The sequence below is a fragment of the Burkholderia sp. AU45388 genome, assembly GCF_030481585.1.
GTDB lineage: Bacteria > Pseudomonadota > Gammaproteobacteria > Burkholderiales > Burkholderiaceae > Burkholderia > Burkholderia sola.
Genome location: NZ_JAUJPV010000002.1, coordinates 196,695 through 218,812, shown reverse-complemented (window position 1 = coordinate 218,812; position 22,118 = coordinate 196,695). Strand labels below are relative to the sequence as shown.

Below are 22,118 nucleotides of genomic sequence, written 5' to 3'. Positions count from 1 at the left end.
GGCGCGGGCGGGACCTATTTCGCCGACAACTTCCGCCACAGCGTCGTCTTGCTGATGCCGAGCATCGCGCAGGCGCGGTCGCGGTCGCCGCCGCACGCGTCGAGCACCGCGCGGATCTCGTCGGCTTCCGCGCGACGGCGGCGCGCCTGAAGCGTACGTGCATCGTCGTCGGCGGCGCCGGCCGCATCGGGCGGCGCGGCGAACAGCTCGGGCGCGATCACTTGCAGCGCGTCGGGGGCGAGCGCCGCGCACGCGGCGGCCGGATCGTTTTCGTCGACTTCCTCGGCCAGCTCCACCGCGATCCGCTCGACCACGTTCTGCAGTTCGCGCACGTTGCCGGGCCAGCGGTAGCGCGCGAGCGTCGCGAGCGTCGCGGCGAGCACGCGCAGCGCGTCGTCGGCATCGCGCATGCGGTCGGCGAGACGCGGCTCGCGGCGCGCGGCCTGCACGAGCAGCGTCGCCGCGAGCGCGGGGATGTCGGCCGCGCGCTCGCGCAGCGGCGGCAGGCCGATATTCAGGATGTTGAGCCGGTAATAGAGATCCGCGCGGAACGTGCCGGCTTCGACGGCCGCGAGCAGCGGCCGGTGCGTCGCGGCGATCACGCGCACGTCGATGCGGATCGGCTCGGTCGAGCCGAGGCGGATCACCTCGCGCTCCTGCAGCACGCGCAGCAGCCGGCTCTGCAGCGACGGCGGCATCTCGCCGATCTCGTCGAGAAACAGCGTGCCGCGGTGCGCGGCCTCGAACAGGCCGGTCTTGCCGCCGCGCCGCGCGCCGGTGAACGCGCCTTCCTCATAGCCGAACAGCTCGCTCTCGAGCAGCGCTTCCGGAAACGCGCCGCAGTTGACCGCGACGAACGGATAGCTGCGCCGCGCCGACAACGCGTGCAGGCTCTGCGCGATCATTTCCTTGCCGGTGCCGCTTTCGCCGAGCACGAGCACGGTCGCGTCGGATTTCGCGTAGCGGCGCACGAGCTCGCGCACGCGCGTCATCGGCGTGGATGCGCCGACCACGTCGTCGAGCGCGTAGCGCGCGGCGAACTGCTGCGTGGTCGGCTGCGAGCGCAACGCGCGATCGAGCCGTTCGACCGCGCGCGATTCCTGGAACGTCAGCACGCTGCCCGACGTGACGCCGCGATCGACCAGCGGCCCGCGATGCACGACGTAGCGCACGCCGCGCACGGTCGCGAGCGCGTCGCCGTCCTCGCCGCGCAGCGTGCGGAGTTCGGGCCGCAGGTCGACGAGCGCGCGGCCGACGGCCGCCGCGGGTTCGACCCCGAGCGCCGACGCGAGCCGCTCGTTGATCGCCTCGACGCGGCCGTGCGCATCGAGCGCGACCACGCCGTCGCGCAGATGCTGCAGCAGCGTGTCGAGCCGCTGGCGGCGGAAGGCCTCGGCGTGCGTCGCATACGCGACTTCGAGCGCCGTCTCGACGGCCTTGCGCACCGACGCATGCGAATACAGGAATACCGCGCCCATGCCGACGCTGGCCGCGAGATCGGTGACGAGGCCCGGGCCGACGATCGTTTCGATGCCGCGATCGCGCAGGTCGTGCACGCAGGCTTCCGCTTCCTGGGCGGACTGATATGACGCAAACTGCACGTCGAGGCCGTACGCGGCGACGAAGCGGCGCACTTCGGGCGGCGTCTCGCCGGCGCTCACGAGTGCGATTCGCGTGGCATCGCGCCGCGCGCGAGCGAGCGCCTGCATCACGTCGAAGCCGGTCGGCGACACGACCACCACCGGCACGGGCGCGCGCGTTTTCAGGAAGCCGCCGTTCGAGCCGGCCGCGACGATCATGTCGGGCCGCGCGGTGCCGGCCTCCGCGATCGCGCTCAGCGCATCTTCATAGGCGCGCGTGACGATGCGCACGTCCGCGCGTTCGTCGAATTCGCCGGCGATCTCGCGAAACAGCTCGCGCAGCCGGCTGATGCCCATCGCCCAGATGCGCGGGCGCACCGTGCGGTCGGCCGGGCCGACGGGTTTGGTCGAGGAGAGGTCCATGACGGCCGATTATGCGCGCGTGATTTCATTTTTGAAACATGTAGTGCGGAATTGAAATGAGCGGGCGATGTCGCGCCCACGGCGGTGGCTTAAGAATCAGTGGGTTAGCGACGTTCCGCAAGCTGGCCCGGTCCTTGCTGTTATCAGGCATTCCATCAGGAGGCCGTTCATGAGCAATACGCATCTTCAGAGCGCCGGCGCGAAGTTCCGCGCGGCAGTCGCGGCCGAGCAGCCGCTGCAGGTGGTCGGCGCGATCACCGCGTACGCAGCCAAGATGGCGCAGGCCGTCGGCTTCAAGGCCGTGTACCTGTCGGGCGGCGGCGTCGCCGCGAACTCGCTCGGCATCCCCGACCTCGGCATCAGCACGATGGAAGACGTGCTGATCGACGCGACCCGGATCACCAACGCGACCGACCTGCCGCTGCTGGTCGACATCGACACGGGCTGGGGCGGCGCGTTCAACATCGCGCGCACGGTCCGCTCGTTCATCAACGCCGGCGTCGCGGCCGTGCACCTCGAGGACCAGGTCGGCCAGAAGCGCTGCGGCCATCGTCCGGGCAAGGAAGTCGTGCCGATCGACGAAATGGTCGATCGCGTGAAGGCCGCGGTCGATGCGCGTACCGACGACCAGTTCGTGATCATGGCGCGCACCGATGCGGCCGCCGCGGAAGGGATCGACTCGGCGATCGAGCGCGCGGTCGCGTACGTCGAGGCCGGCGCGGACATGATCTTCCCGGAAGCGATGAAGACGCTCGACGACTACCGCCGCTTCAAGGCCGCCGTGAAGGTGCCGATCCTCGCGAACCTGACCGAGTTCGGCTCGACTCCGTTGTTCACCGTCGACGAACTGCGCGAGGCGAACGTCGACATCGCGCTGTACTGCTGCGGCGCGTATCGCGCGATGAACAAGGCCGCGCTGAATTTCTACGAGACGCTGCGCCGCGACGGCACGCAGAAGGCGGCCGTGCCGACGATGCAGACGCGCGCCGAGCTGTACGACTTCCTCGGCTATCACGAATACGAGCGCAAGCTCGACGAACTGTTCGCGCAGGGCAAGAAGTAACGCGGCCCGCACCCCCGATACCCATTGGAGAAAGAAAACATGAGCGAGACGAAAGACGCAGCAGCACCGGCCGCCGCAGGCGCATTCAAGCCGAAGAAGTCGGTGGCGCTGTCGGGCGTGACGGCCGGCAACACGGCGCTGTGCACGGTCGGCAAGACCGGCAACGACCTGCACTATCGCGGCTACGACATTCTCGACGTCGCCGAATCGTGCGAATTCGAGGAAATCGCGCATCTGCTCGTGCACGGCACGCTGCCGAACCTGACCGAACTGGCTGCCTACAAGACCAAGCTGCGCGCGCTGCGCGGCCTGCCGAGCGCGCTGAAGGCCGCGCTCGAACAGATCCCGGCGTCGGCCCACCCGATGGACGTGATGCGCACCGGCGTGTCGGTGCTCGGTACCGTGCTGCCGGAGAAGGACGACCACAACCTGCCGGGCGCGCGCGACATCGCCGACCGCCTGATGGCGTCGCTCGGCTCGATGCTGCTGTACTGGTATCACTTCTCGCACAACGGCAAGCGCATCGAGACCGAAACGGACGACGACTCGATCGGCGGCCACTTCCTGCACCTGCTGCACGGCAAGACGCCGTCGAAGTCGTGGGTCGAGGCGATGCACACGTCGCTGATCCTGTACGCGGAGCACGAATTCAACGCATCGACGTTCACCGGCCGCGTGATCGCGGGCACGGGCTCGGACATCTACTCGGCGATCACCGGCGCGATCGGCGCGCTGCGCGGGCCGAAGCACGGCGGCGCGAACGAAGTCGCGTACGAGATCCAGAGCCGCTACAGCTCGCCGGACGACGCCGAAGCCGACATCCGCCGCCGCGTCGAGAACAAGGAAGTCGTGATCGGCTTCGGCCACCCGGTCTACACGATCTCCGATCCGCGCAACAAGGTGATCAAGGGCGTCGCGCACAAGCTGTCGAAGGAAGCGGGCGACACCAAGCTGTACGACATCGCCGAGCGCCTGGAATCGGTGATGTGGGACGCGAAGAAGATGTTCCCGAACCTCGACTGGTTCAGCGCGGTGTCGTATCACATGATGGGTGTGCCGACCGCGATGTTCACGCCGCTGTTCGTGATCTCGCGCACGTCGGGCTGGAGCGCGCACATCATCGAGCAGCGCATCGACAACAAGATCATCCGCCCGAGCGCGAACTACACCGGTCCGGAAGATCTGCAATTCGTGCCGATCGAGAAGCGCTGATCGCCCGCCGCGCACGCCGGCGCCCCGCGATGCGGGCGGCCGGCACGCGCGGCACGTCTTACCCCGAATTCCGCCCCACATCATGAATACCGCCAACCGCAAACCCCTGCCCGGCACGTCGCTGGACTATTTCGACGCGCGCGCCGCGGTCGACGCGATCGCGCCCGGCGCGTACGACACGCTGCCGTACACGTCGCGCGTGCTCGCCGAAAACCTCGTGCGCCGCTGCGATCCGGCGATCCTCGCCGATTCGCTGAAGCAGATCATCGAGCGCAAGCGCGAACGCGATTTCCCGTGGTTCCCGGCGCGCGTGGTGTGCCACGACATCCTCGGGCAGACGGCGCTCGTCGATCTCGCCGGCCTGCGCGACGCGATCGCCGACGGCGGCGGCGATCCGGCGAAGGTGAACCCGGTCGTGCCCGTGCAACTGATCGTCGACCACTCGCTCGCCGTCGAATGCGGCGGCTTCGACCCGGACGCGTTCGCGAAGAACCGCGCGATCGAGGATCGCCGCAACGAGGATCGCTTCCACTTCATCGAGTGGACGAAGAAGGCGTTCGAGAACGTCGACGTGATCCCGCCGGGCAACGGCATCATGCACCAGATCAACCTCGAGAAGATGTCGCCGGTGATCCAGGTGCAGGACGGCGTCGCCTATCCGGACACCTGCGTCGGCACCGACAGCCACACGCCGCACGTCGACGCGCTCGGCGTGATCGCGATCGGCGTGGGCGGGCTGGAGGCCGAGAACGTGATGCTCGGCCGCGCGTCGTGGATGCGCCTGCCCGACATCGTCGGCGTCGAGCTGACCGGCAAGCGTCAACCGGGCATCACCGCGACCGACGTCGTGCTCGCGCTGACCGAGTTCCTGCGCAAGGAGAAGGTGGTCGGCGCGTATCTGGAGTTCCGTGGCGAAGGCGCGGCGAGCCTCACGCTCGGCGATCGCGCGACGATCTCGAACATGGCGCCCGAGTATGGCGCGACGGCCGCGATGTTCTTCATCGACGGCCAGACGACCGACTACCTGCGCCTCACCGGCCGCAGCGACGAGCAGGTGAAACTCGTCGAGACTTACGCGAAGGCGGCGGGCCTGTGGGCCGATACGCTCGCGAACGCGCAATACGAGCGCACGCTGACGTTCGATCTGTCGAGCGTCGTGCGCAACATGGCCGGCCCGTCGAATCCGCACAAGCGGCTGCCGACGTCCGATCTCGCCGCGCGCGGGATCGCCGGCCAGTGGGAAGAGAAGCCGGGCGAGATGCCCGACGGCGCGGTGATCATCGCCGCGATCACGAGCTGCACGAACACCAGCAATCCGCGCAACGTGATCGCCGCGGCCTTGCTCGCGCGCAACGCGAACGCGAAGGGCCTCACGCGCAAGCCGTGGGTGAAGAGTTCGCTCGCGCCCGGCTCGAAGGCGGTCGAGTTGTATCTCGAAGAAGCGAACCTGCTGCCGGAACTCGAGAAGCTCGGCTTCGGCATCGTCGCGTTCGCATGCACGACCTGCAACGGAATGTCGGGCGCGCTCGACCCGAAGATCCAGCAGGAGATCGTCGAGCGCGACCTGTACGCGACGGCCGTGCTGTCCGGCAACCGCAACTTCGACGGCCGCATTCATCCGTATGCGAAGCAGGCGTTCCTCGCGTCGCCGCCGCTCGTCGTCGCGTACGCGATCGCCGGCACGATCCGCTTCGACATCGAGAAGGACGTGCTGGGCCACGATCAGGACGGCCAGCCCGTCACGCTGAAGGACATCTGGCCGACCGACGAGGAGATCGACGCGATCGTCGCGTCGAGCGTGAAGCCCGAGCAGTTCCGCAAGGTCTACGAGCCGATGTTCGCGCGCAGCGCCGACGCCGGCGAGCGCGCGGCGCCGCTGTACGACTGGCGCGCGCAGAGCACGTACATCCGCCGCCCGCCGTACTGGGAAGGCGCGCTGGCCGGCGAACGCACGTTGAAGGGCATGCGGGCGCTCGCGGTGCTCGGCGACAACATCACGACCGACCACCTGTCGCCGTCGAACGCGATCCTGCCGAACAGCGCGGCCGGCGAATATCTCGCGAAGATGGGCCTGCCGGAAGAGGACTTCAACTCGTACGCGACGCACCGCGGCGACCACCTGACCGCGCAGCGCGCGACCTTCGCGAACCCGACGCTCGTCAACGAGATGGCGGTCGTCGACGGCGCGGTGAAGAAGGGCTCGCTCGCGCGTGTCGAGCCGGAAGGCAAGGTCATGCGGATGTGGGAAGCGATCGAGACGTACATGAATCGCAAGCAGCCGCTGATCGTCGTGGCCGGCGCCGACTACGGCCAGGGTTCGTCGCGCGACTGGGCCGCGAAGGGCGTGCGGCTCGCGGGCGTCGAGGCGATCGCCGCCGAAGGCTTCGAGCGGATCCACCGCACGAACCTGATCGGGATGGGCGTGCTGCCGCTGGAGTTCAAGCCGGGCACCAACCGGACGACGCTCGGCATCGACGGCACCGAAACCTTCGACGTGATCGGCGAGCGCACGCCGCGCGCCGACCTGACGCTCGTGATTCACCGCAAGAGCGGCGAGCGCGTCGAGGTGCCGATGACGTGCCGGCTCGACACGGCCGAGGAAGTGTCGATCTACGAAGCGGGCGGCGTGCTGCAGCGTTTCGCGCAGGACTTCCTCGAATCGTCGCAGGCAGCCTGACCGGCGCACACAGGGATAACGCAAACATGGCTCACATTCCGCAAATCAGGATTCCCGCGACCTACATGCGCGGCGGCACCAGCAAGGGCGTGTTCTTCCGGCTGCAGGACCTGCCGGATGCCGCGCAGGCGCCGGGCGCCGCGCGCGACGCGCTGCTGCTTCGCGTGATCGGCAGCCCCGATCCGTACGGCAAGCAGATCGACGGGATGGGCGGCGCGACGTCGTCCACCAGCAAGACGGTGATCGTGTCGAAAAGCACGCGGCCGGGGCACGACGTCGACTACCTGTTCGGGCAGGTCGCGATCGACAAGGCATTCGTCGACTGGACGGGCAACTGCGGCAACCTGTCGGCGGCGGTCGGCCCGTTCGCGATCGGAGGCGGGCTCGTCGATCCGGCGCGCGTGCCGCGCGACGGCGTCGCGACCGTGCGGATCTGGCAGGCGAACATCGGCAAGACGATCATTGCCCATGTGCCGATGACAAACGGCGCGGTGCAGGAGACGGGCGACTTCGAACTGGACGGCGTCACGTTTCCGGCCGCCGAAGTGCAGCTGGAGTTCATGGACCCGGCCGCCGAGGAAGAAGGCGCGGGCGGGTCGATGTTCCCGACCGGCAACCTCGTCGATGATCTGGCCGTGCCGGGCATCGGCACGCTGAAGGCGACGATGATCAACGCGGGCATCCCGACGATCTTCGTCGACGCGGAAGCGATCGGGTACACGGGCACCGAGCTGCAGGACGCGATCAACGGCGACCCGAAGGCGCTCGAGAAGTTCGAGACGATCCGTGCGCACGGTGCGCTGCGCATGGGCCTGATCGACACGCTCGACGAAATCGCGACGCGGCAGCACACGCCGAAGATCGCGTTCGTCGCGAAGCCGGCCGACTACGTCGCGTCGAGCGGCAAGCGCGTGAATGCGGGCGACGTCGACCTGCTGGTGCGCGCGATGTCGATGGGCAAGCTGCACCACGCGATGATGGGCACGGCGGCGGTCGCGATCGGCACGGCCGCGGCGATCCCCGGCACGCTCGTCAATCTGGCCGCGGGCGGCGGCGAACGCAACGCGGTGCGCTTCGGCCATCCGTCGGGCACGCTGCGGGTCGGCGCGCAAGCGCGGCACGAGAACGGCGAGTGGACCGTCACGAAGGCGATCATGAGCCGCAGCGCGCGCGTGCTGATGGAAGGCTGGGTGCGGGTGCCGGGGGATGCGTTCTGATGCATGGCGGTGAGCGCGTGCAAACCGGCGCCACTGACGCTTGAGCGATCCCTGCGCAGTGGACCCGCCGCGCAGGGATTTTTTTCGTTTGGCGTACGCGTGACGGAGGCATGCCGGTACGCCAGACGCCGGGCCGGCGTGCGTCACGCAGCACGGACGGCGGCCGATCGCGCGGCATGGAATCGGCGTGAGCGCCAAAGCGCCGCCGCCGGCCGACCGCGAAGCATGGGGTCGGCGTAAGCGCTAAAGCGCTAACGCTGATCGACAGGAGAATCGCATGTCACTCGATGGGCCGCTTTCCGGCATTCACATCGTCGAATTCGAAGGTCTCGGCCCCGGCCCGCTCGCGGGCTGGATGCTCGCCGGCATGGGCGCGCGCATCACGCTGATCGCGCGTCCGTCCGGTCGCACCAGTGCCCCGGACGCGCTGCGGGCCCGCGACGGCGATTTGCTGCGCGAAGGCAAGACGATCGTCGAACTCGACCTGAAGGCGCCGGCCGGGCGGGACGCCGCGCTCGATTTGATCGCGCAGGCCGATGCGCTGATCGAGGGGCTGCGGCCCGGGGTGATGGAGCGGCTCGGCCTCGGGCCCGGCGCTTGCGCCCGCCGCAATCCGAAGCTCGTCTACGGGCGCATGACGGGCTGGGGCCAGCACGGTCCGCTCGCGGCGGCGGCCGGGCACGACCTGAACTACGTCGCGCTGACCGGGTTGCTGTCGTTGTCCGCGCCGCGCGACGGCCGGCCGGGCGTGCCGCCGACCGTCGTCGGCGATGCGGGCGGCGCGCTCGGGCTCGCGTTCGGCATCGTCTGCGCGTTGCTCGACGTGCGCGGCGGCGGGCCGGGGCGGGTGGTCGACGGCGCGATCGTCGACATCGTGTCGATGCTCGGTTCGCTCGCGTTGTGGGCACGCGCGAACGGGCAGCTCGACGGTGCGCAGCCGAGCCTGTTCCACGACGCGCCGTTCTACGACGTATATCGCTGCGCGGATGGCGAATGCGTGACGATCGGCGCGCTCGAGCCGCCGTTCTATGCGCTGCTGGTCGAACGGCTCGGGCTGACCGACGTCGATCCCGCGTCGCAGTACGACCGGGCGCGCTGGCCCGCGCTGAAGGCGCGTTTCGCGGCGGTGTTCGCGCAGCAGCCGTCCGCGCACTGGCGCGCGCTGCTCGAAGGCACTGACGCGTGCTTCGCGCCGGTGCTGAGCGTGGCCGACGCGGCCGTGCATCCGCACAATGTGGCGCGCGGGATCTATCGGACGGATGAGCACGGGAACGTGCGGGCACGGGTGGCGCCGCGGTTCTTGCCGTTGGCGGGGGATGACGCGGCCTAGCGGTGCGATTCAGGCGCCAGGCGGCCGCGATATTGGGCGCCGGCCGTTCAGGCCGTTCTCACGCCGTTTCCGCCGGCGCATCCGGCATCTTGCCGTCGCCGACGCGGTTGATCGTGCCTTGCGCGATCGCGACGAGCCGCTCGTGGTCGCCGTCGATGACGAACACGTGGCACTGGCAGGTCGCCTGGTGCCGGCCCGCGTAGACGAGCTTCGCGCGGGCGACGAGCGTGCCGTTCACGGCCGGCCGCAGGTAGTTGATCTTGTATTCGGCGGTGATCACGCGCGGGCCGAGCACGAGCGCGCCGGCGAACGTCAGCGCGTTGTCCGCGAGATAGCTGACGACGCCGCCGTGCACGAAACCGTGCTGCTGCCGCAATTCCTCGCGCACGGGCAGACACAGCGACACTTCGTTGTCGCCGATATGCATCAGTTGCGTGCCCAGCAGCATGCTGAACGGCTGCGCGCGCAATGCGCCGCGCGCGTGGTCCGTGATGTCGGTCATCGAACTTCCCTCGAAATGAGTGCCCGCTTGCGCTGAACTCTAGGAAGGGGGCTCCGGATAAGCAAGGAAATTCGTCCGCGTTTCGTGCAAATCCCGGCGCACTGCGTCGCGATTATTGCGCCGAATACGCAAGATCCCCGCGTTTGCGGGCGATTCGACGCGAATGCGCGAGCGAAGCGCGCGATCGATCTGCGTGGGGGGCCATTTCGCCTAAAGTCCGACGAAGAAATGCCGCTAATGCCGGGGCATCGCTTCATCGTCCGCTTTCCAGGAATTCCCCCATGTTCGGAAAAATCAAGCTCGCGTCGGGTCTGCTCGGCGTGTTGACCGTGTTCTGCCTCTTCCTGTTCGCGATCGAAGCGCTCGGCTTCTGGGCGCTCGCGTCGACGCGCAGCGGCGTCGACGATCTGTCGAACGTTGCGATCACGCAGGTCGAGGCGGCCAGCCGGGCGACCGAGCAACTGCTCGACGCGCGCATCAACCTGTCGCGGGCCGGCACGCGAATGGTGCGCGGCGGCCCCAAGCCCGAAGACATCATCCGCCATGCGGGCGCGTCGCTCGCGGAAGCGGACAAGGCGTTCGCGGTGCTGACGGCCGCGCAGGCGGTCGACGACACCAACCGTACACGCGTCGCGGCGCTCACCGAGCGCTATCGCGCGCTGCGCGGCGCGCTGGGCGAGCTCGTGCAGTTCCTCGACGCCGACAACATCCAGGCGTTCCTCGACCAGCCGACCCAGGGCTTCCAGGACGCGTACATCGCCGAGCTGCATCGCTTCACCGACTATGGCGGCACCTCGAGCCGCGCGGCGCTCGACACCATCGACGGCGGCATGCTCTGGTTCAAGTCGGTCGGCATCGTGCTGCTGGTGGCGATGCTCGCGGCGAGCGCCGCGATCTACGCGGCCGCGCGGCGCGCGGTCGTCGCGCCGCTGGAGCAGGCGGGCCGCCATTTCGAGCGGATCGCGCAGGGCCGTCTCGACGAAGCCGTGCGGGCGGGCGGCGTGTTCGAGATCGACCGGATGCTGCGCGGCCTCGCCACGATGCAGACGAGCATCGCGGGCACCGTGCGCACGGTGCGCCAGGCGTCCGATGCGATCCATCTCGGCGCGGGCGAGATCGCGGGCGGCAACGCCGACCTGTCGGCGCGCACGGGCACGCAGGCCGCGTCGCTCGAGGAAACCGCCGCGAGCATGGAGGAACTGACCGCGACCGTCCGGCAGAACACCGACAGCGCCCGCGCGGCGAGCGCGCTGGCCGACGCGGCGCTCGAAGCGACGAGCAACGGCGGCGGCGTGGTCGACAGCGTGATCGACCGGATGCGCGGCATCGCGCAGAGCTCGGGGCGCATCGCGGAGATCATCTCGGTGATCGACGGCATCGCGTTCCAGACCAACATCCTCGCGCTGAACGCCGCGGTCGAGGCCGCGCGGGCCGGCGAACAGGGGCGCGGCTTCGCGGTGGTCGCGGGCGAAGTGCGCTCGCTCGCGCAGCGCAGCGCGCAGTCGGCGAAGGAGATCAAGGCGTTGATCGAGGATTCGGTCGCGCAGATCAACGGCGGCGCGGAGCTCGTCGAACGTGCCGGCGACGCGATGCGCACGGTGTCGGCGTCGATCACGCGCGTCGTGCAGACGATGTCGGAGATCACGGCCGCGTCGGTCGAGCAGAGCGTCGGGATCGAGCAGGTGAACCAGGCCGTCACGCAGATGGATCAGCTCACGCAGCAGAACGCGGCGCTGGTCGAGGAAGTCGCGGCGGCGGCCGCGTCGCTGAACGACCAGACCGCGCACCTGATGCAGGCGGTGTCGGTGTTCGAGCTGGGCGACGGACGCGCCGCCCGCGGCGATCGCGCGGCGCCGTCGTTCGCCGCGACGGGTTACGAACCGGCCGGCAGCGCCGCGTAGGCGGTCGCGAGGTGGTAGGGCGTCGTCGACGGCATGTCGGCACGCGACACCTGGCCGTCGGCCGTCTTGCACTCGAACCAGCCGCGCGGATGCAGGAAGCGCGCGGCGAACCGCTCGATCTGCCGCGCGAGCGGCGCGGAGGCCGGCGTGCCGCCGTGCGTCGCGAGCGCGCGCAGGTATTCGGTCTGCGCCCAGATCCGCTGCGTGCCGTCGATGCACGCGCCTTGCGCGTCGAGCGCCGCGCACACGCCGCCCGTCCGCGGATCGACGCCGTATTGCTCGGCGAACGCGAACGCGCGCGACAGCGCGGCGGGGAGCCCCGTCTGCGCGAGCCGCGCGCCGGCCGCATCGACCAGATAGAACCATTCGAACTGGTGACCGGGCTCGAAACGGTTGTCGGCCGCGCCGAGCGGCAGCTCGGCCACGCAGCCGGTCGCCGCGTCGACGAAGGTACGCTCGACGGCCTGCGCGGTGCGCGCGAGCGCATCGTCGAACGCCGGGTCGCCGAACGCATCGGCGGCCGCGAGCCACGCTTCGGTCAGATGCATCAGCGGATTCTGCAGCGCGCCGCTGCCGGATGACGAGAAATCGGCGTGGCGCGCGGCATCGAGCAACGCGTCGCCGGGGCGCGGCGCGAAGCGGTCCTCGATCAGCGCGGCGGTGGCTTCGGCCACCGTGCGCGCGGCGGCGTCGCCCGACGCCGCATGCCATGCGGCGCACGCGAACACGATGAACGCGTGCGTATAGAGATCCTTGTTCGTATCGAGCGGCGCGCCCTGCGCGTCGACGCTGTAGATCCAGCCGCCGTGGCGCGGATCGCGAAAGTGCCGGCACAGCGCATCGAACAGCGTGGCCGCGTGCGCGGTGTCGCCGGCCTGCGCGAACACGAACAGTTGCCTCGCGCACGCCATCGCGCGATAACGGGTCGCGGGCAACGGCGCGTGGGTGGCCGGATCGACGGCTTCGAACGGCAGGTGCAATGCTGGGTCGAACCCTGAACCCCGCCAGATCGGCAAGACGACGTGCGCGAAATGGTGGCGCAACTGGGCGGCCTGGGCGGAAGCGGAGTCGGAAACGGACATGGCGGGGTTGAGCGCTTGGATCGAAACGTGTCGGCGCGGCCCGGAGAATCGGCGCGGCCGGGGCCAAGGATAAAACATTCCGCGCGGCCAGCACCAAAAAAAGGAGATAAATACGATGCTCAGCAACCTGGAACTCGTGATGCGGCTCGTTCTCGCGGCGGCGCTCGGCAGCGTCATCGGCTTCGAGCGCGAGCGCCTGTCGTGGGCGGCCGGCCTGCGCACGCACATGCTGGTGTGCGTCGGCTCGACGCTGATCATGATCGTATCGGCGTTCGGTTTCGCCGACGTGCTCGGCTCCAGCGACCACGTCGTGCTCGATCCGTCGCGGATCGCCGCGCAGGTCGTGTCGGGCATCGGCTTTCTCGGCGCGGGCTCGATCCTGCTGCGCGGTGAAATCGTGCGCGGGCTGACGACGGCCGCGAGCCTGTGGTCGGTCGCCGCGATCGGCCTCGCGGTGGGCGGCGGGCTCTATGTCGCGGCGATTTCGGCGACGATCATCATCCTGATCATCCTGGCCGGCATCAAGCCGCTGGAGCGGCGCTATTTCACGGTGCGCCAGCGGCGCCAGCTTGCGTTGACGGTGGCGAGCGGCACGCTGACGTTCGATTCGCTGCACGCGGCGCTCGGCCCCGACAGTGCGCGCGTGAAGCAGTTCATCGTGCAGCGTGCCGACGACACGGGCGAGCAGGACGAGGTGCGCATCGCGCTGGCGCGGGTGTCGGAACTGGAATACAAGGCGATCTGCGCCAAGCTTCGCGCACTGCCGGGCGTCACGCGTTTCGACGGCGGGAACGGGCTGGGGGGCGACGAATAGCGTGATTCGATTGCGTGACTCGGTTGCGGGGCGTGCGACAATGGCCGACCACCGATTCCGTTCGACATCCGGGTTCGCGCCTGCGGGCCCCGCTATCCGATTTCCATGACCGAATCCGTTTCCCCGCCTCGCTCCCGCTCCCGTTCCACCCGTTCGTCGGCCCGTTCGCGGCCGCGCTCGGCCGCTGCGGCCGGCAGCACGTCCGCCAGGGCGACGGCACGATCCGGCGGCGCACCGGCCGGCGACGCGCCGCGCGACGAACGGACGCTCGACTTGTTCGGCGATCCGGTGCTGGAGCCCGGCGAACGCATGCCGGTTGCGGCGCGCGATGAAGCGGTCATGGAAGCCGATGTTGCGGTCGGTGTCGACGATGGCCGACAGGCCACGCTGGACGGGTTCACCCCGCCTGCGGATATGGATGCGGCTGGGGCAACGCATGCGGACGCCGAAGGTGCGGCGACGACGGATGGGGCGGCCAAGGTCGTTTCGACGCCGGAACGCGACGTGGCCGCGAACGTCGGCGGCGCATCGGCAGAGGGTCTTGCAACGAAGGCCGCCGATTTGCCTGCAGGCGATGGCGGTGTAACGCAGATCGACGTGCCCGTGGTCGACGGCGCAGCGAACGCGGCGGCGAAGCTGCAAGCCGCCGATGGCGCTGCGGTGCAGGCGGCGGAATCGCAAGCGGCGGAGAGCGCGAAGCCTGTCGTCGAGGCGGCGGGCGTCAAATCGCGCGAGGGGAAATCTTCGGGCGATGCCGTGAAGGAGCGTCGCGCGTCGTCGGGCGGCAAGCGCCGGGCGGCTGCCGGCGCAAGCGAAGCGACGGCGACGCAAGCCGCACCGGTTCCGACAGGCATCGATTCGAAGCCGGAGGCGGTTGACTCGAACGCGTCGCCGGTCGTTGCCGCACCGGTCGAGCCGCAGACCTCGGCACAACCGGCACAACCGCCCGAACCGGCAATCGCCCCGCATTCCGCGAAGCCGCGCGACACGGCCCGGCAGCCCGACGCTTCGCCGTCGCCGGTCGCGCAGCCGGTGGCTTCCGCCGCATCGTTCGTGACCAAGCCATCGTCGGAGCGTACGCAACCGGCCGCGCCGGCCTTCGATCCGGACACGCACCTGCGCCCGCTGACCGACCGGATCGCCGCGCTGCAGTCGGACGTGGACGGCCTGACGCGCTCGGCCGATCGCGAGATGCGTCGCGTCAACCGCCTGCTGCTTGCGCTGGCGGTCGTCGTGCTGGCTGGGCTCGTCGCGCTGGTGCTGCAAACGCGCCAGATCGCGCACCTGAAGCAGGACGTCGCCACCAAGCAGCAACGGATCGATCGCCTCGCGGCCGATCTGTCGACGCAGCAGGCCACGCTGATGACGCTCGAGGAGCACCACGAAGCGCTGCTGTCGCAAGTCGACCGGCTTCAGCGCAACGCGAACCGCGAGGCGGCTGTCGGGAAGCGGGCTCATCGCGCGCGGTAATCAATCGTTTCGACCCCATCCTGACAGCCCGACGCAGCAAGGATCGCCGTTCCGAACCGGCGACCGGGTGTCGCGCACGCGCGGCAAACCGATGCAGTGCACTGGCAGAGTTCAGGGAAAACCCTTAGAATAGAGGCCATCTAAGGGAAAACCCTAGCCACGTCTGTCAGGAGTCTCACATGAGCTTCATCTTCGCCCTGCTGCAAAAAATCGACGACCTCTTCGTGTCCCCGCATCTGCCGCTCGACGCCGAATACTCGTACGCCGCGCGTCATGCGGAAGCCGAGCGCGTGCGCCGTGCGCAACTCGTGCCGATCGTCCTGTACCGTCGCTGATTCGCTGATTCGCTGATTCGGCGCGGCGTCCGCCGCACCTGCCTGCCTGTTTTCCGCCGCCGCCTCGCGCGCCGGTGCGACTGTCCCGCTACACTGGAAGTCCGATTCCGTTCACGGCGACCGGGCCATGCTGCAGATGCGGCCGATGACGGCCGGCGAATTCCACGCGTACCGCACGCGAGCCATCGACGGCTACGCGCGCGACCTCGTTTCCTCCGGGCAAAATGCTGTCGACGACGCGGCCGATCGTGCGCGCGCCTGTTTCGACACGCTGCTGCCGGACGGCCTGCTGACCGCCGGCCAGACCCTCGTCACGCTCATCGACGGCGCCAGCGGCGACGCGGTGGGTGACCTTTGGTACGCGATCGTCCCCGAAGGGCCGAACCGCACATTGTTCATCTACGACCTCGACATCGTCCCGTCCCGGCGCCGCCAGGGCTGGGCCACGCGTGCGCTCGACGCGCTCGACGCCGAGGCGCGCCGCTACGGCGTTACCGAGATCGGGCTGTCGGTGTTCAATCACAACGCGGCGGCGCGTGCGCTGTATCGCGCGTGCGGCTTCGCGCCGATCACCACGACGTTGATCAAACCCGTCGTGTCGAATTGAATCGGCGGGCCGACGATGCGTTGTCACATGCTGCCGGTTTGGCGCGCTGCGTCGCCGGCCAACGCCGGCACGCTTCCTGATCGATCCTTCTTGTTGGCCAAACGCCGAACGCCAAACGACCCGTCCGGCCCCCCCGCATTCACCGCCCGCCTCGTCAACGCGCGCGGCCTTTCCATCTCCGCAGCAGCAATGCGTTGGTCACGACGCTGACGCTGGAAAACGCCATCGCCGCGCCTGCGATCACCGGGTTCAGCAAACCGAGCGCCGCGAGCGGCACGCCGACCAGGTTGTAGACGAACGCCCAGAACAGGTTCTGCTGGATCTTGCGGTACGTGCGTTTGGAGATGTCGATCGCGTCGGCGACGAGCGCCGGGTCGCCGCGCATCAGCGTGATGCCGGCCGTGTGCATCGCGACGTCGGTGCCGGTCGCCATCGCGATGCCGACGTCAGCGGCGGCGAGCGCGGGCGCATCGTTGATCCCGTCGCCGACCATCGCGACGATCCCGCCGTGCGTGCGCTTCAGTTCGGCGACGACGCGTGCCTTGTCGTCGGGCAGCACCTGCGCGTGCACTTCGCCGATGCCGAGCGCCGCCGCGACGGCCGCCGCGCTGCCGCGGTTGTCGCCCGTCACGAGTGCGCTCGCGACGCCGCGCGCCGACAGCGCCGCGATCGCGTCGCGGGCACCCGGCTTCACGGTATCGCCGAATGCGATCAGCGCGAGCACCGCGCGCGGCGCATCGGCACGCATCAGCCACGAGATCGTGTTGCCGGCGTGCTCGAGCTCCGCCGCGCGGGCGTCGAGCGCCGGCGGCACCGCGATGCCGAGTTCGTCGCGCCAGCGCGTGCTGCCGAGCGCGAGCCGCTGCGCGCCGACGTGCGCTTCGACGCCGCGTCCGGCCACCGCGCGCGCATCGGTCGCGACGACCGGCTCCGCCGCGCCGCCCTGCGCGGCCACGTCCGCGTCATGCGCGGCGACCACCGCACGCGCGAGCGGATGGTCGCTCTGCCGCTGCACGGCCGCCGCGAGCGCGAGCGCTTCGGCACGCGGCACGCCGACGGCGTCGAACGCCGTCACGGACGGTTTGCCTTCGGTCAGCGTGCCCGTCTTGTCGAATGCGATCACGGTCGTGCGCTGCGCGAGTTCGAGCGCCTGCGCGTCCTTGATCAGCACGCCGTGCCGGGCCGCGACGCCCGTGCCGGCCATGATCGCGGCGGGCGTCGCGAGACCGAGCGCGCACGGGCACGCGATCACGAGCACCGCGACCGCGTTGAGGATCGCGGTCTCCATCCCGGCGCCGGCGATCAGCCAGCCGACCAGCGTCAGCACGGCGATGCCGAGGATCGCCGGCACGAACACCTCGCTGACGCGATCGACGAGCCGCTGGATCGGCGCCTTCTCGGCCTGCGCGGATTCGACGAGGCGGATGATGCGCGCGAGCGTCGTTTCCGCGCCGATCGCGGTGGTTTCGACGACGAGCGCGCCTTCGCCGTTGATCGAGCCGGCCGTGACGGTGTCGCCGTCGTCCTTCGGCACGGGCAGGCTTTCGCCGGTGATCAGCGATTCGTCGATGTGCGAGCGGCCCGACACGATCCGTCCGTCGACGGGCACGCGCTCGCCGGGCCGGATGCCGACGTGCGTGCCGACGCGCACCTGCGACAGCGGCACGTCGCGTTCGACGCCGTGCTCGACGACGCGCGCGCGGTCGGGACGCAGCGCGTTCAGCGCGCGGATCGCCTCGGTGGTCTGGCGCTTCGCGCGCGATTCGAGCCACTTGCCGAAGCGTACGAGCGTGACGATCACGGCCGACGCCTCGAAATACAGATGGCCGGGATGCGCGGGATCGCGCAGCAGCATCCACAGGCTCAGCCCGTACGCGGCCGACGTGCCGAGCGCGACGAGCAGGTCCATGTTGCCGGTGCGCGCCTTCACCGCATGCCAGGCCGCGCGGTAGAAGCGCGCGCCGAAGCCGAACTGCACGATCGACGCGAGCACGAGCTGGAGCCAGCCGGGCAGCATCAGATCGATGCCGAACGGGGCGGCGAGCATCGGCGCGACGAGCGGCGCGCTCAGCACGGCGGCCCCGATCACGAAGTTGCGTTCGCGGATCGCGTCGCGGCGCTTGCGGGCATCGGGGTCCTGCGCGGGGCCGGCCGGCTGCAAGTCGGCGCCGGCCGTTGCGCCGGCGGGTGACGCGGCCGGAAGCGACGCATGGTAGCCGGCTGTGGTGACCGCCGCGATCAGCGTGGCGGCGTCGAGTGCGCCGGCGCCGTGCACCGATGCGCGCTCGGTCGCGAGGTTGACCGTCGCGCGTGCGACGCCCGGCACGGCGGCCAGCGCTTTCTCGACGCGCCCGGCGCAGGACGCGCAGGTCATGCCGCCAATGTCGAGTTCGACGTCGGTGGCAGCGGCGGTAGCGGGCAGCGCGGCGGCGGCGGCGACGGCGGCGACGGCGGCGACGGCGGCGGCCGAAGTCGCGCCGTAGCCGGCCTGTTTCACCGCTTCGACAAGCTGCGCGGCGGATACGTCGTTCGACGCATCGACCGTCGCGCGTTCGGTCGCGAGGTTGACCGACGCCCGCGTGACGCCCGGCACCTTCGCGAGCGCCTTCTCGACGCGCGACACGCAGGACGCGCAGGTCATCCCGTCGATGTCGAGTTCGATGCTTGCGGGCGCGGGCGCGGTGGGCAATGCAGTGGCGGCGGCCGGGACGACGGTGTCCGACGCAGTCGGCGTCGCACCATAGCCGGCCTGCTTCACGGCGTCCGCCAACTGCGTGGCCGAAACGCCAGCCGACGCGTCGACCGTCGCGCGCTCCGTCGCGAGGTTGACCGATGCGCGCGTGACGCCCGGCACCTTCGCGAGCGCCTTTTCGACGCGTGACGCGCATGACGCGCAAGTCATCCCGTCGATATCGAGTTCGATCGTCGCGGCGGCGGGAGGAAACGCGGAGGCCGCGGACGGCGTTTCGCCGCGCAACGCGTGCGCCGAAGGCGTGGCCGCGCCGGCTTTGCCCGGCGCCTCGCGCACCGCTGCGCGATAGCCGGCCTCCCGGACGGCGTCGACGAGCCGGCCCGGCTCGACGATTTCCTGCGCCGTGACCGTCGCCGCATGCGCATCGAGATCGACCGCCGCATCGACGACGCCCGGCACGGCGGCCAGCGCTCGCTGCACGCGGCCCGTGCAGCCGCCGCAATGCATGCCGTCGACGTTCAGCTCGATCGTTTGCAGCGCCGCGGAGGCGAGTGGTTCAGTCATGTCGGATTCCCCAAAAGCGCGGTTCGTGCCGCGAATGGTTCCAGTATCAACATTCCCATGATGGTAAGGTCAAGCGTCGGCGACGATGCGACGCAGGTTATGCGCACAGGGTGGCACAACGCGGAAAAAGCGATCGCCCGGCTTCCGTACGGACGCGCCGGGCGATCGTGTCGTGGTGTGCGCGTACGCGCTCAGGCGCAGAGCTTGGCGCTCGCCAGGCGATTGAGGCTGACGCCCTGTTCGGCGGCCTGGATGACCAGCGCGCGGTGCGCCTGTGGCGGGATGCGGACCTTGAACTCGCCGCTGTAGGTTCGGTCGGCGATCGGTTCGGGCACCTTTTCGCCGTTCACGGTCAGGTCGCTCACGACGTCGGCAACGAGCCGGCGAATGCCGACCAGCGCGCCTTCCGGGGTTGCATCGAGCCACGAAAGAGAGGGGAATTCCGCGCAGAGGCCGACGTGCTCCCCGTCCTCCGGGGACCACGTTACGCGGTACGTAAAGTGGTCTTGGGTCATGATTTCTGTTCCTTCAGTCGATCGATCGCGTCGAGAACCTGCCGCACCTGATAAGCCTTGGCTTTCCCGCGATCATTCTGGATATTCACTCGAGGATCGCCTTGGCACGGTGTCTTAAAATAGCATGGCTGGAACCGGATTGGCGGGCCGCTCCGAAGTGGGCTTCGCAGATCTCGAACAGATCGTTGAAGCGCACGTTCGCGGGCTCGCGCCTCATTGGGTCGAGGATCTTCCATTCGCTTGCCATAGCAAAAATGGTGTCAATAGTGGCGCCATTTTTCAATCCGCGTCGACGGTTCTCACCCGACCATCGTTCCAGCGCGATCGAACCGTTCCGGATTTTTGCGGAATCCCGTGAACTATTTCAGATTTTTTGACGATCCGGCTAGCGTTTTACCCGTTATTCGGCATATTGGGGGATGCCCTTAGGCGCTATGATACCGGCCTGACATCAGCGCCCACCGTTACGAAACGTCATGAACGGTCGTCCGGGCACGCTGGGGTGCCTTGCTTCGCCGTTCGCGAGACGAACAAGGCGTTGACTGAAAAGAACGATATTCGGCCAGTAATCCATGATTGAAAACCAGCGAGAATCAGTTTCTCTGCGACGCGCGTGCGCGTCGCTGGCCATTGCGGCGTTGCTTGCGGGATGCGCGTCGCAACCGGACGCGATCCAGCGGAAAACCGGCTGGATGCGCGCGGAAGTCGCCGACTCCTATATCTATGCGTATCCGCTCGTGCTGATGGACGTCGCGAAGGAAGCGGCGACGGGCGGCGACGGCGCGCAACCGGGGCAGGCGCCGCTCAACACGCTGCGCCACGCGCAGGCGCTGCCGCCCGTCGGCGCGGTCAATCCGCCGCTGCCGGGCGTCGACACGCTCGACTCGAGCGGCTGGCTCGACGTCGCCGCCGAACCCGTGATCGTCACGCTGCCCGACACGCGCGGCCGCTATTGGGACGCGCGCGCACTCGACATGTGGACGAACGTGTTGTGGTCGTCGTCGAGCGTCGCCGCCCGCGGTGCGCGTGGCGCCGGGCGATCGCAAACGATTGCCTTCGCCGCGAAGGCATGGCAGGGCACGCTGCCGAAGGGCGTGGTGCGCGTCGACGTGCCGTCCGCCAATGCGTGGCTCGACGTGCGGCTGCAGACGAGCGGCGGGCGCGACCTGACAAACGTGAAGAAACTGCAGCGCGCGATCCGCGTGGTGCCGCTGTCGGTCTACACGGGCGCGGAGCGCGGCGCGTCGGTCGCGGTCCACGCGGGCAGCGCGCCGTCCGAAGCGGTGGGCGGCGGCACGCCGGCCGAGCAGGTCGCCGCGCTCGACCCGAAGGCGTTCTTCACGCGCTTCGCGCGGGCGCTGCAGGACAATCCGCCGCCGGGCGACGACGCGCACGCACAGGAATCGCTCGGCGACATCGGCGTGACGGCCGGCTATCCGGTGCTGTGGACGGGCGACCGTCTCACGGCCGCGACGGCCGGCGTGGCCGAGGCGCGCGCGCGGCTCGCGACGCCGCCGTCGAACCTGCTGAACGCGAACGGCTGGACGTGGATCGGCGATACGGCCGGCAAGTACGGCCAGGACTACGCGCTCCGCGCGTACGCGGCCTACACGCAGTTCGGCACCTCGACGCGCGACGACGAGACGCTCGCGGTCACCCGCGTCGACAGCGACGGTCACGCACTGAACGGCGCGAACCGCTACGTGCTGCATTTCGCGCCGGGCGCGCTGCCGCCGGTGCGCGCATTCTGGACGCTCACCCCATACACGACCAACGGCGCGCTGCCCGACGTCGGGTCGGCGCGGCGCTCGCTCGGCGATCGCGACCGGCTGCGCCGCAACCGCGACGGCTCGATCGACATCGTCGTATCGGCGTCGCCGGGCGGCACGCATGCGGCCAACTGGCTGCCCGCGCCGCGTACCGATTTCGCGCTCGCGTTACGGCTGTACGCACCGAAGCCGCAGGCGAGCGACGGGGCGTGGATGCCGCCCGTCGTCGTCCGGAAATGAACGGTTGACCGCCGCCGTTGTCCGACGGCGGGCGCGGCGACGGCGCCCGCCCGCCGTACCGTCCCCTCCTGAGCCTATACTTTCGGGATAGCGTGCGCGGCCGCCCGGTTTGTGCGGTGCGGCCC

Annotated in this window: 18 protein-coding genes; 11 read left to right on the top strand and 7 right to left on the bottom strand. The window is 69.5% G+C overall.

Annotation, left to right across the window (positions count from 1 at the left end; all coding sequences use genetic code 11):
• Positions 1–14 precede the first annotated feature (14 nt).
• Entirely contained in the window at positions 15–2,003 is a 1,989-nt protein-coding gene (gene prpR / locus QZM72_RS04860; RefSeq protein WP_301737362.1) for a propionate catabolism operon regulatory protein PrpR, read from the bottom strand.
• Between the two features lie 169 nt (positions 2,004–2,172).
• Here prpR and prpB point away from each other — a divergent pair, with 169 nt between their 5' ends.
• The 5 genes from prpB to QZM72_RS04835 all read left to right on the top strand — a co-directional run bounded on the left by prpB (position 2,173) and on the right by QZM72_RS04835 (position 9,502).
• Positions 2,173–3,066: a methylisocitrate lyase gene (gene prpB, locus QZM72_RS04855; RefSeq protein ID WP_006480320.1), complete on the top strand. Its 894-nt coding sequence runs from the start codon at positions 2,173–2,175 to the stop codon at positions 3,064–3,066.
• 39 nt (positions 3,067–3,105) lie between these two features.
• Positions 3,106–4,278 carry a 2-methylcitrate synthase gene (gene prpC / locus QZM72_RS04850; protein ID WP_089470801.1) on the top strand — a complete coding sequence of 391 codons (1,173 nt, stop codon included), beginning with the start codon at positions 3,106–3,108 and terminating at the stop codon, positions 4,276–4,278.
• 82 nt (positions 4,279–4,360) lie between these two features.
• Positions 4,361–6,955 carry a Fe/S-dependent 2-methylisocitrate dehydratase AcnD gene (acnD, locus tag QZM72_RS04845; protein WP_301737361.1) on the top strand — a complete coding sequence of 865 codons (2,595 nt, stop codon included), beginning with the start codon at positions 4,361–4,363 and terminating at the stop codon, positions 6,953–6,955.
• Between the two features lie 26 nt (positions 6,956–6,981).
• Positions 6,982–8,172, top strand: coding sequence for a 2-methylaconitate cis-trans isomerase PrpF (prpF, locus tag QZM72_RS04840; RefSeq protein WP_301737360.1), 1,191 nt, complete (start codon positions 6,982–6,984; stop codon positions 8,170–8,172).
• 277 nt (positions 8,173–8,449) lie between these two features.
• The gene (locus QZM72_RS04835) at positions 8,450–9,502 is read left to right on the top strand and encodes a CaiB/BaiF CoA-transferase family protein (protein WP_301737359.1); all 1,053 of its coding nucleotides are present in this window, start codon (positions 8,450–8,452) and stop codon (positions 9,500–9,502) included.
• Positions 9,503–9,560: 58 nt separating this feature from the next.
• Here the strand turns inward: QZM72_RS04835 and QZM72_RS04830 are convergent, their stop codons facing one another.
• Complete coding sequence (locus tag QZM72_RS04830; protein WP_089470797.1) at positions 9,561–10,004, bottom strand: PaaI family thioesterase; 444 nt, start codon at positions 10,002–10,004, stop codon at positions 9,561–9,563.
• Between the two features lie 281 nt (positions 10,005–10,285).
• On the opposite strand from QZM72_RS04830, the gene QZM72_RS04825 reads away from it, so the two are divergent.
• Complete coding sequence (locus QZM72_RS04825) at positions 10,286–11,905, top strand: methyl-accepting chemotaxis protein (protein ID WP_301737358.1); 1,620 nt, start codon at positions 10,286–10,288, stop codon at positions 11,903–11,905.
• Here the strand turns inward: QZM72_RS04825 and QZM72_RS04820 are convergent.
• Positions 11,878–12,987, bottom strand: coding sequence for an AGE family epimerase/isomerase (locus QZM72_RS04820; RefSeq protein ID WP_089470795.1), 1,110 nt, complete (start codon positions 12,985–12,987; stop codon positions 11,878–11,880). The genes QZM72_RS04825 and QZM72_RS04820 overlap by 28 nt on opposite strands.
• A 115-nt stretch (positions 12,988–13,102) precedes the next feature.
• Here QZM72_RS04820 and QZM72_RS04815 point away from each other — a divergent pair, with 115 nt between their 5' ends.
• Entirely contained in the window at positions 13,103–13,801 is a 699-nt protein-coding gene (locus tag QZM72_RS04815) for an MgtC/SapB family protein (RefSeq protein WP_089470794.1), read from the top strand.
• 92 nt (positions 13,802–13,893) lie between these two features.
• On the opposite strand, the gene QZM72_RS04810 is transcribed toward QZM72_RS04815, so the two are convergent.
• Positions 13,894–14,142, bottom strand: a complete 249-nt coding sequence (locus QZM72_RS04810) for a hypothetical protein (protein WP_256979780.1) — start codon at positions 14,140–14,142, stop codon at positions 13,894–13,896.
• Between QZM72_RS04810 and QZM72_RS04805 the strand changes: the two genes are divergently transcribed.
• The 3 genes from QZM72_RS04805 to QZM72_RS04795 all read left to right on the top strand — a co-directional run bounded on the left by QZM72_RS04805 (position 14,141) and on the right by QZM72_RS04795 (position 16,213).
• Complete coding sequence (locus QZM72_RS04805) at positions 14,141–15,271, top strand: flagellar hook-length control protein FliK (protein ID WP_301737357.1); 1,131 nt, start codon at positions 14,141–14,143, stop codon at positions 15,269–15,271. The genes QZM72_RS04810 and QZM72_RS04805 overlap by 2 nt on opposite strands.
• Before the next feature lie 179 nt (positions 15,272–15,450).
• Positions 15,451–15,606 (top strand): hypothetical protein, encoded by a 156-nt coding sequence (locus tag QZM72_RS04800; RefSeq protein WP_164725512.1) that lies wholly within the window; start codon positions 15,451–15,453, stop codon positions 15,604–15,606.
• A 127-nt stretch (positions 15,607–15,733) separates the two neighbouring features.
• On the top strand, positions 15,734–16,213 hold the full coding sequence (locus QZM72_RS04795; protein ID WP_089470792.1) for a GNAT family N-acetyltransferase: 480 nt from the start codon (positions 15,734–15,736) through the stop codon (positions 16,211–16,213).
• Positions 16,214–16,367: 154 nt separating this feature from the next.
• On the opposite strand, the gene QZM72_RS04790 is transcribed toward QZM72_RS04795, so the two are convergent.
• The 3 genes from QZM72_RS04790 to QZM72_RS04780 all read right to left on the bottom strand — a co-directional run bounded on the left by QZM72_RS04790 (position 16,368) and on the right by QZM72_RS04780 (position 20,267).
• Entirely contained in the window at positions 16,368–19,469 is a 3,102-nt protein-coding gene (locus QZM72_RS04790; RefSeq protein WP_301737356.1) for a heavy metal translocating P-type ATPase, read from the bottom strand.
• A gap of 191 nt (positions 19,470–19,660) precedes the next feature.
• Positions 19,661–19,984: a type II toxin-antitoxin system HicB family antitoxin gene (locus QZM72_RS04785; protein ID WP_124548662.1), complete on the bottom strand. Its 324-nt coding sequence runs from the start codon at positions 19,982–19,984 to the stop codon at positions 19,661–19,663.
• Between the two features lie 85 nt (positions 19,985–20,069).
• Positions 20,070–20,267 carry a hypothetical protein gene (locus tag QZM72_RS04780; RefSeq protein WP_301737355.1) on the bottom strand — a complete coding sequence of 66 codons (198 nt, stop codon included), beginning with the start codon at positions 20,265–20,267 and terminating at the stop codon, positions 20,070–20,072.
• A gap of 289 nt (positions 20,268–20,556) precedes the next feature.
• On the opposite strand from QZM72_RS04780, the gene QZM72_RS04775 reads away from it, so the two are divergent.
• Positions 20,557–21,993, top strand: coding sequence for a DUF1254 domain-containing protein (locus QZM72_RS04775; protein WP_301737354.1), 1,437 nt, complete (start codon positions 20,557–20,559; stop codon positions 21,991–21,993).
• Positions 21,994–22,118: the final 125 nt, after the last annotated feature.

Bases quoted from the DNA above. Each gene is read 5' to 3' on its own strand.
- prpR (WP_301737362.1), bottom strand. From the start codon at position 2,003: ATGGACCTCTCCTCGACCAAACCCGTCGGCCCGGCCGACCGCACGGTG.
- prpB (WP_006480320.1), top strand. From the start codon at position 2,173: ATGAGCAATACGCATCTTCAGAGCGCCGGCGCGAAGTTCCGCGCGGCA.
- prpC (WP_089470801.1), top strand. From the start codon at position 3,106: ATGAGCGAGACGAAAGACGCAGCAGCACCGGCCGCCGCAGGCGCATTC.
- acnD (WP_301737361.1), top strand. From the start codon at position 4,361: ATGAATACCGCCAACCGCAAACCCCTGCCCGGCACGTCGCTGGACTAT.
- prpF (WP_301737360.1), top strand. From the start codon at position 6,982: ATGGCTCACATTCCGCAAATCAGGATTCCCGCGACCTACATGCGCGGC.
- QZM72_RS04835 (WP_301737359.1), top strand. From the start codon at position 8,450: ATGTCACTCGATGGGCCGCTTTCCGGCATTCACATCGTCGAATTCGAA.
- QZM72_RS04830 (WP_089470797.1), bottom strand. From the start codon at position 10,004: ATGACCGACATCACGGACCACGCGCGCGGCGCATTGCGCGCGCAGCCG.
- QZM72_RS04825 (WP_301737358.1), top strand. From the start codon at position 10,286: ATGTTCGGAAAAATCAAGCTCGCGTCGGGTCTGCTCGGCGTGTTGACC.
- QZM72_RS04820 (WP_089470795.1), bottom strand. From the start codon at position 12,987: ATGTCCGTTTCCGACTCCGCTTCCGCCCAGGCCGCCCAGTTGCGCCAC.
- QZM72_RS04815 (WP_089470794.1), top strand. From the start codon at position 13,103: ATGCTCAGCAACCTGGAACTCGTGATGCGGCTCGTTCTCGCGGCGGCG.
- QZM72_RS04805 (WP_301737357.1), top strand. From the start codon at position 14,141: ATGGAAGCCGATGTTGCGGTCGGTGTCGACGATGGCCGACAGGCCACG.
- QZM72_RS04810 (WP_256979780.1), bottom strand. From the start codon at position 14,142: ATGACCGCTTCATCGCGCGCCGCAACCGGCATGCGTTCGCCGGGCTCC.
- QZM72_RS04800 (WP_164725512.1), top strand. From the start codon at position 15,451: ATGAGCTTCATCTTCGCCCTGCTGCAAAAAATCGACGACCTCTTCGTG.
- QZM72_RS04795 (WP_089470792.1), top strand. From the start codon at position 15,734: ATGCTGCAGATGCGGCCGATGACGGCCGGCGAATTCCACGCGTACCGC.
- QZM72_RS04790 (WP_301737356.1), bottom strand. From the start codon at position 19,469: ATGACTGAACCACTCGCCTCCGCGGCGCTGCAAACGATCGAGCTGAAC.
- QZM72_RS04785 (WP_124548662.1), bottom strand. From the start codon at position 19,984: ATGACCCAAGACCACTTTACGTACCGCGTAACGTGGTCCCCGGAGGAC.
- QZM72_RS04775 (WP_301737354.1), top strand. From the start codon at position 20,557: ATGATTGAAAACCAGCGAGAATCAGTTTCTCTGCGACGCGCGTGCGCG.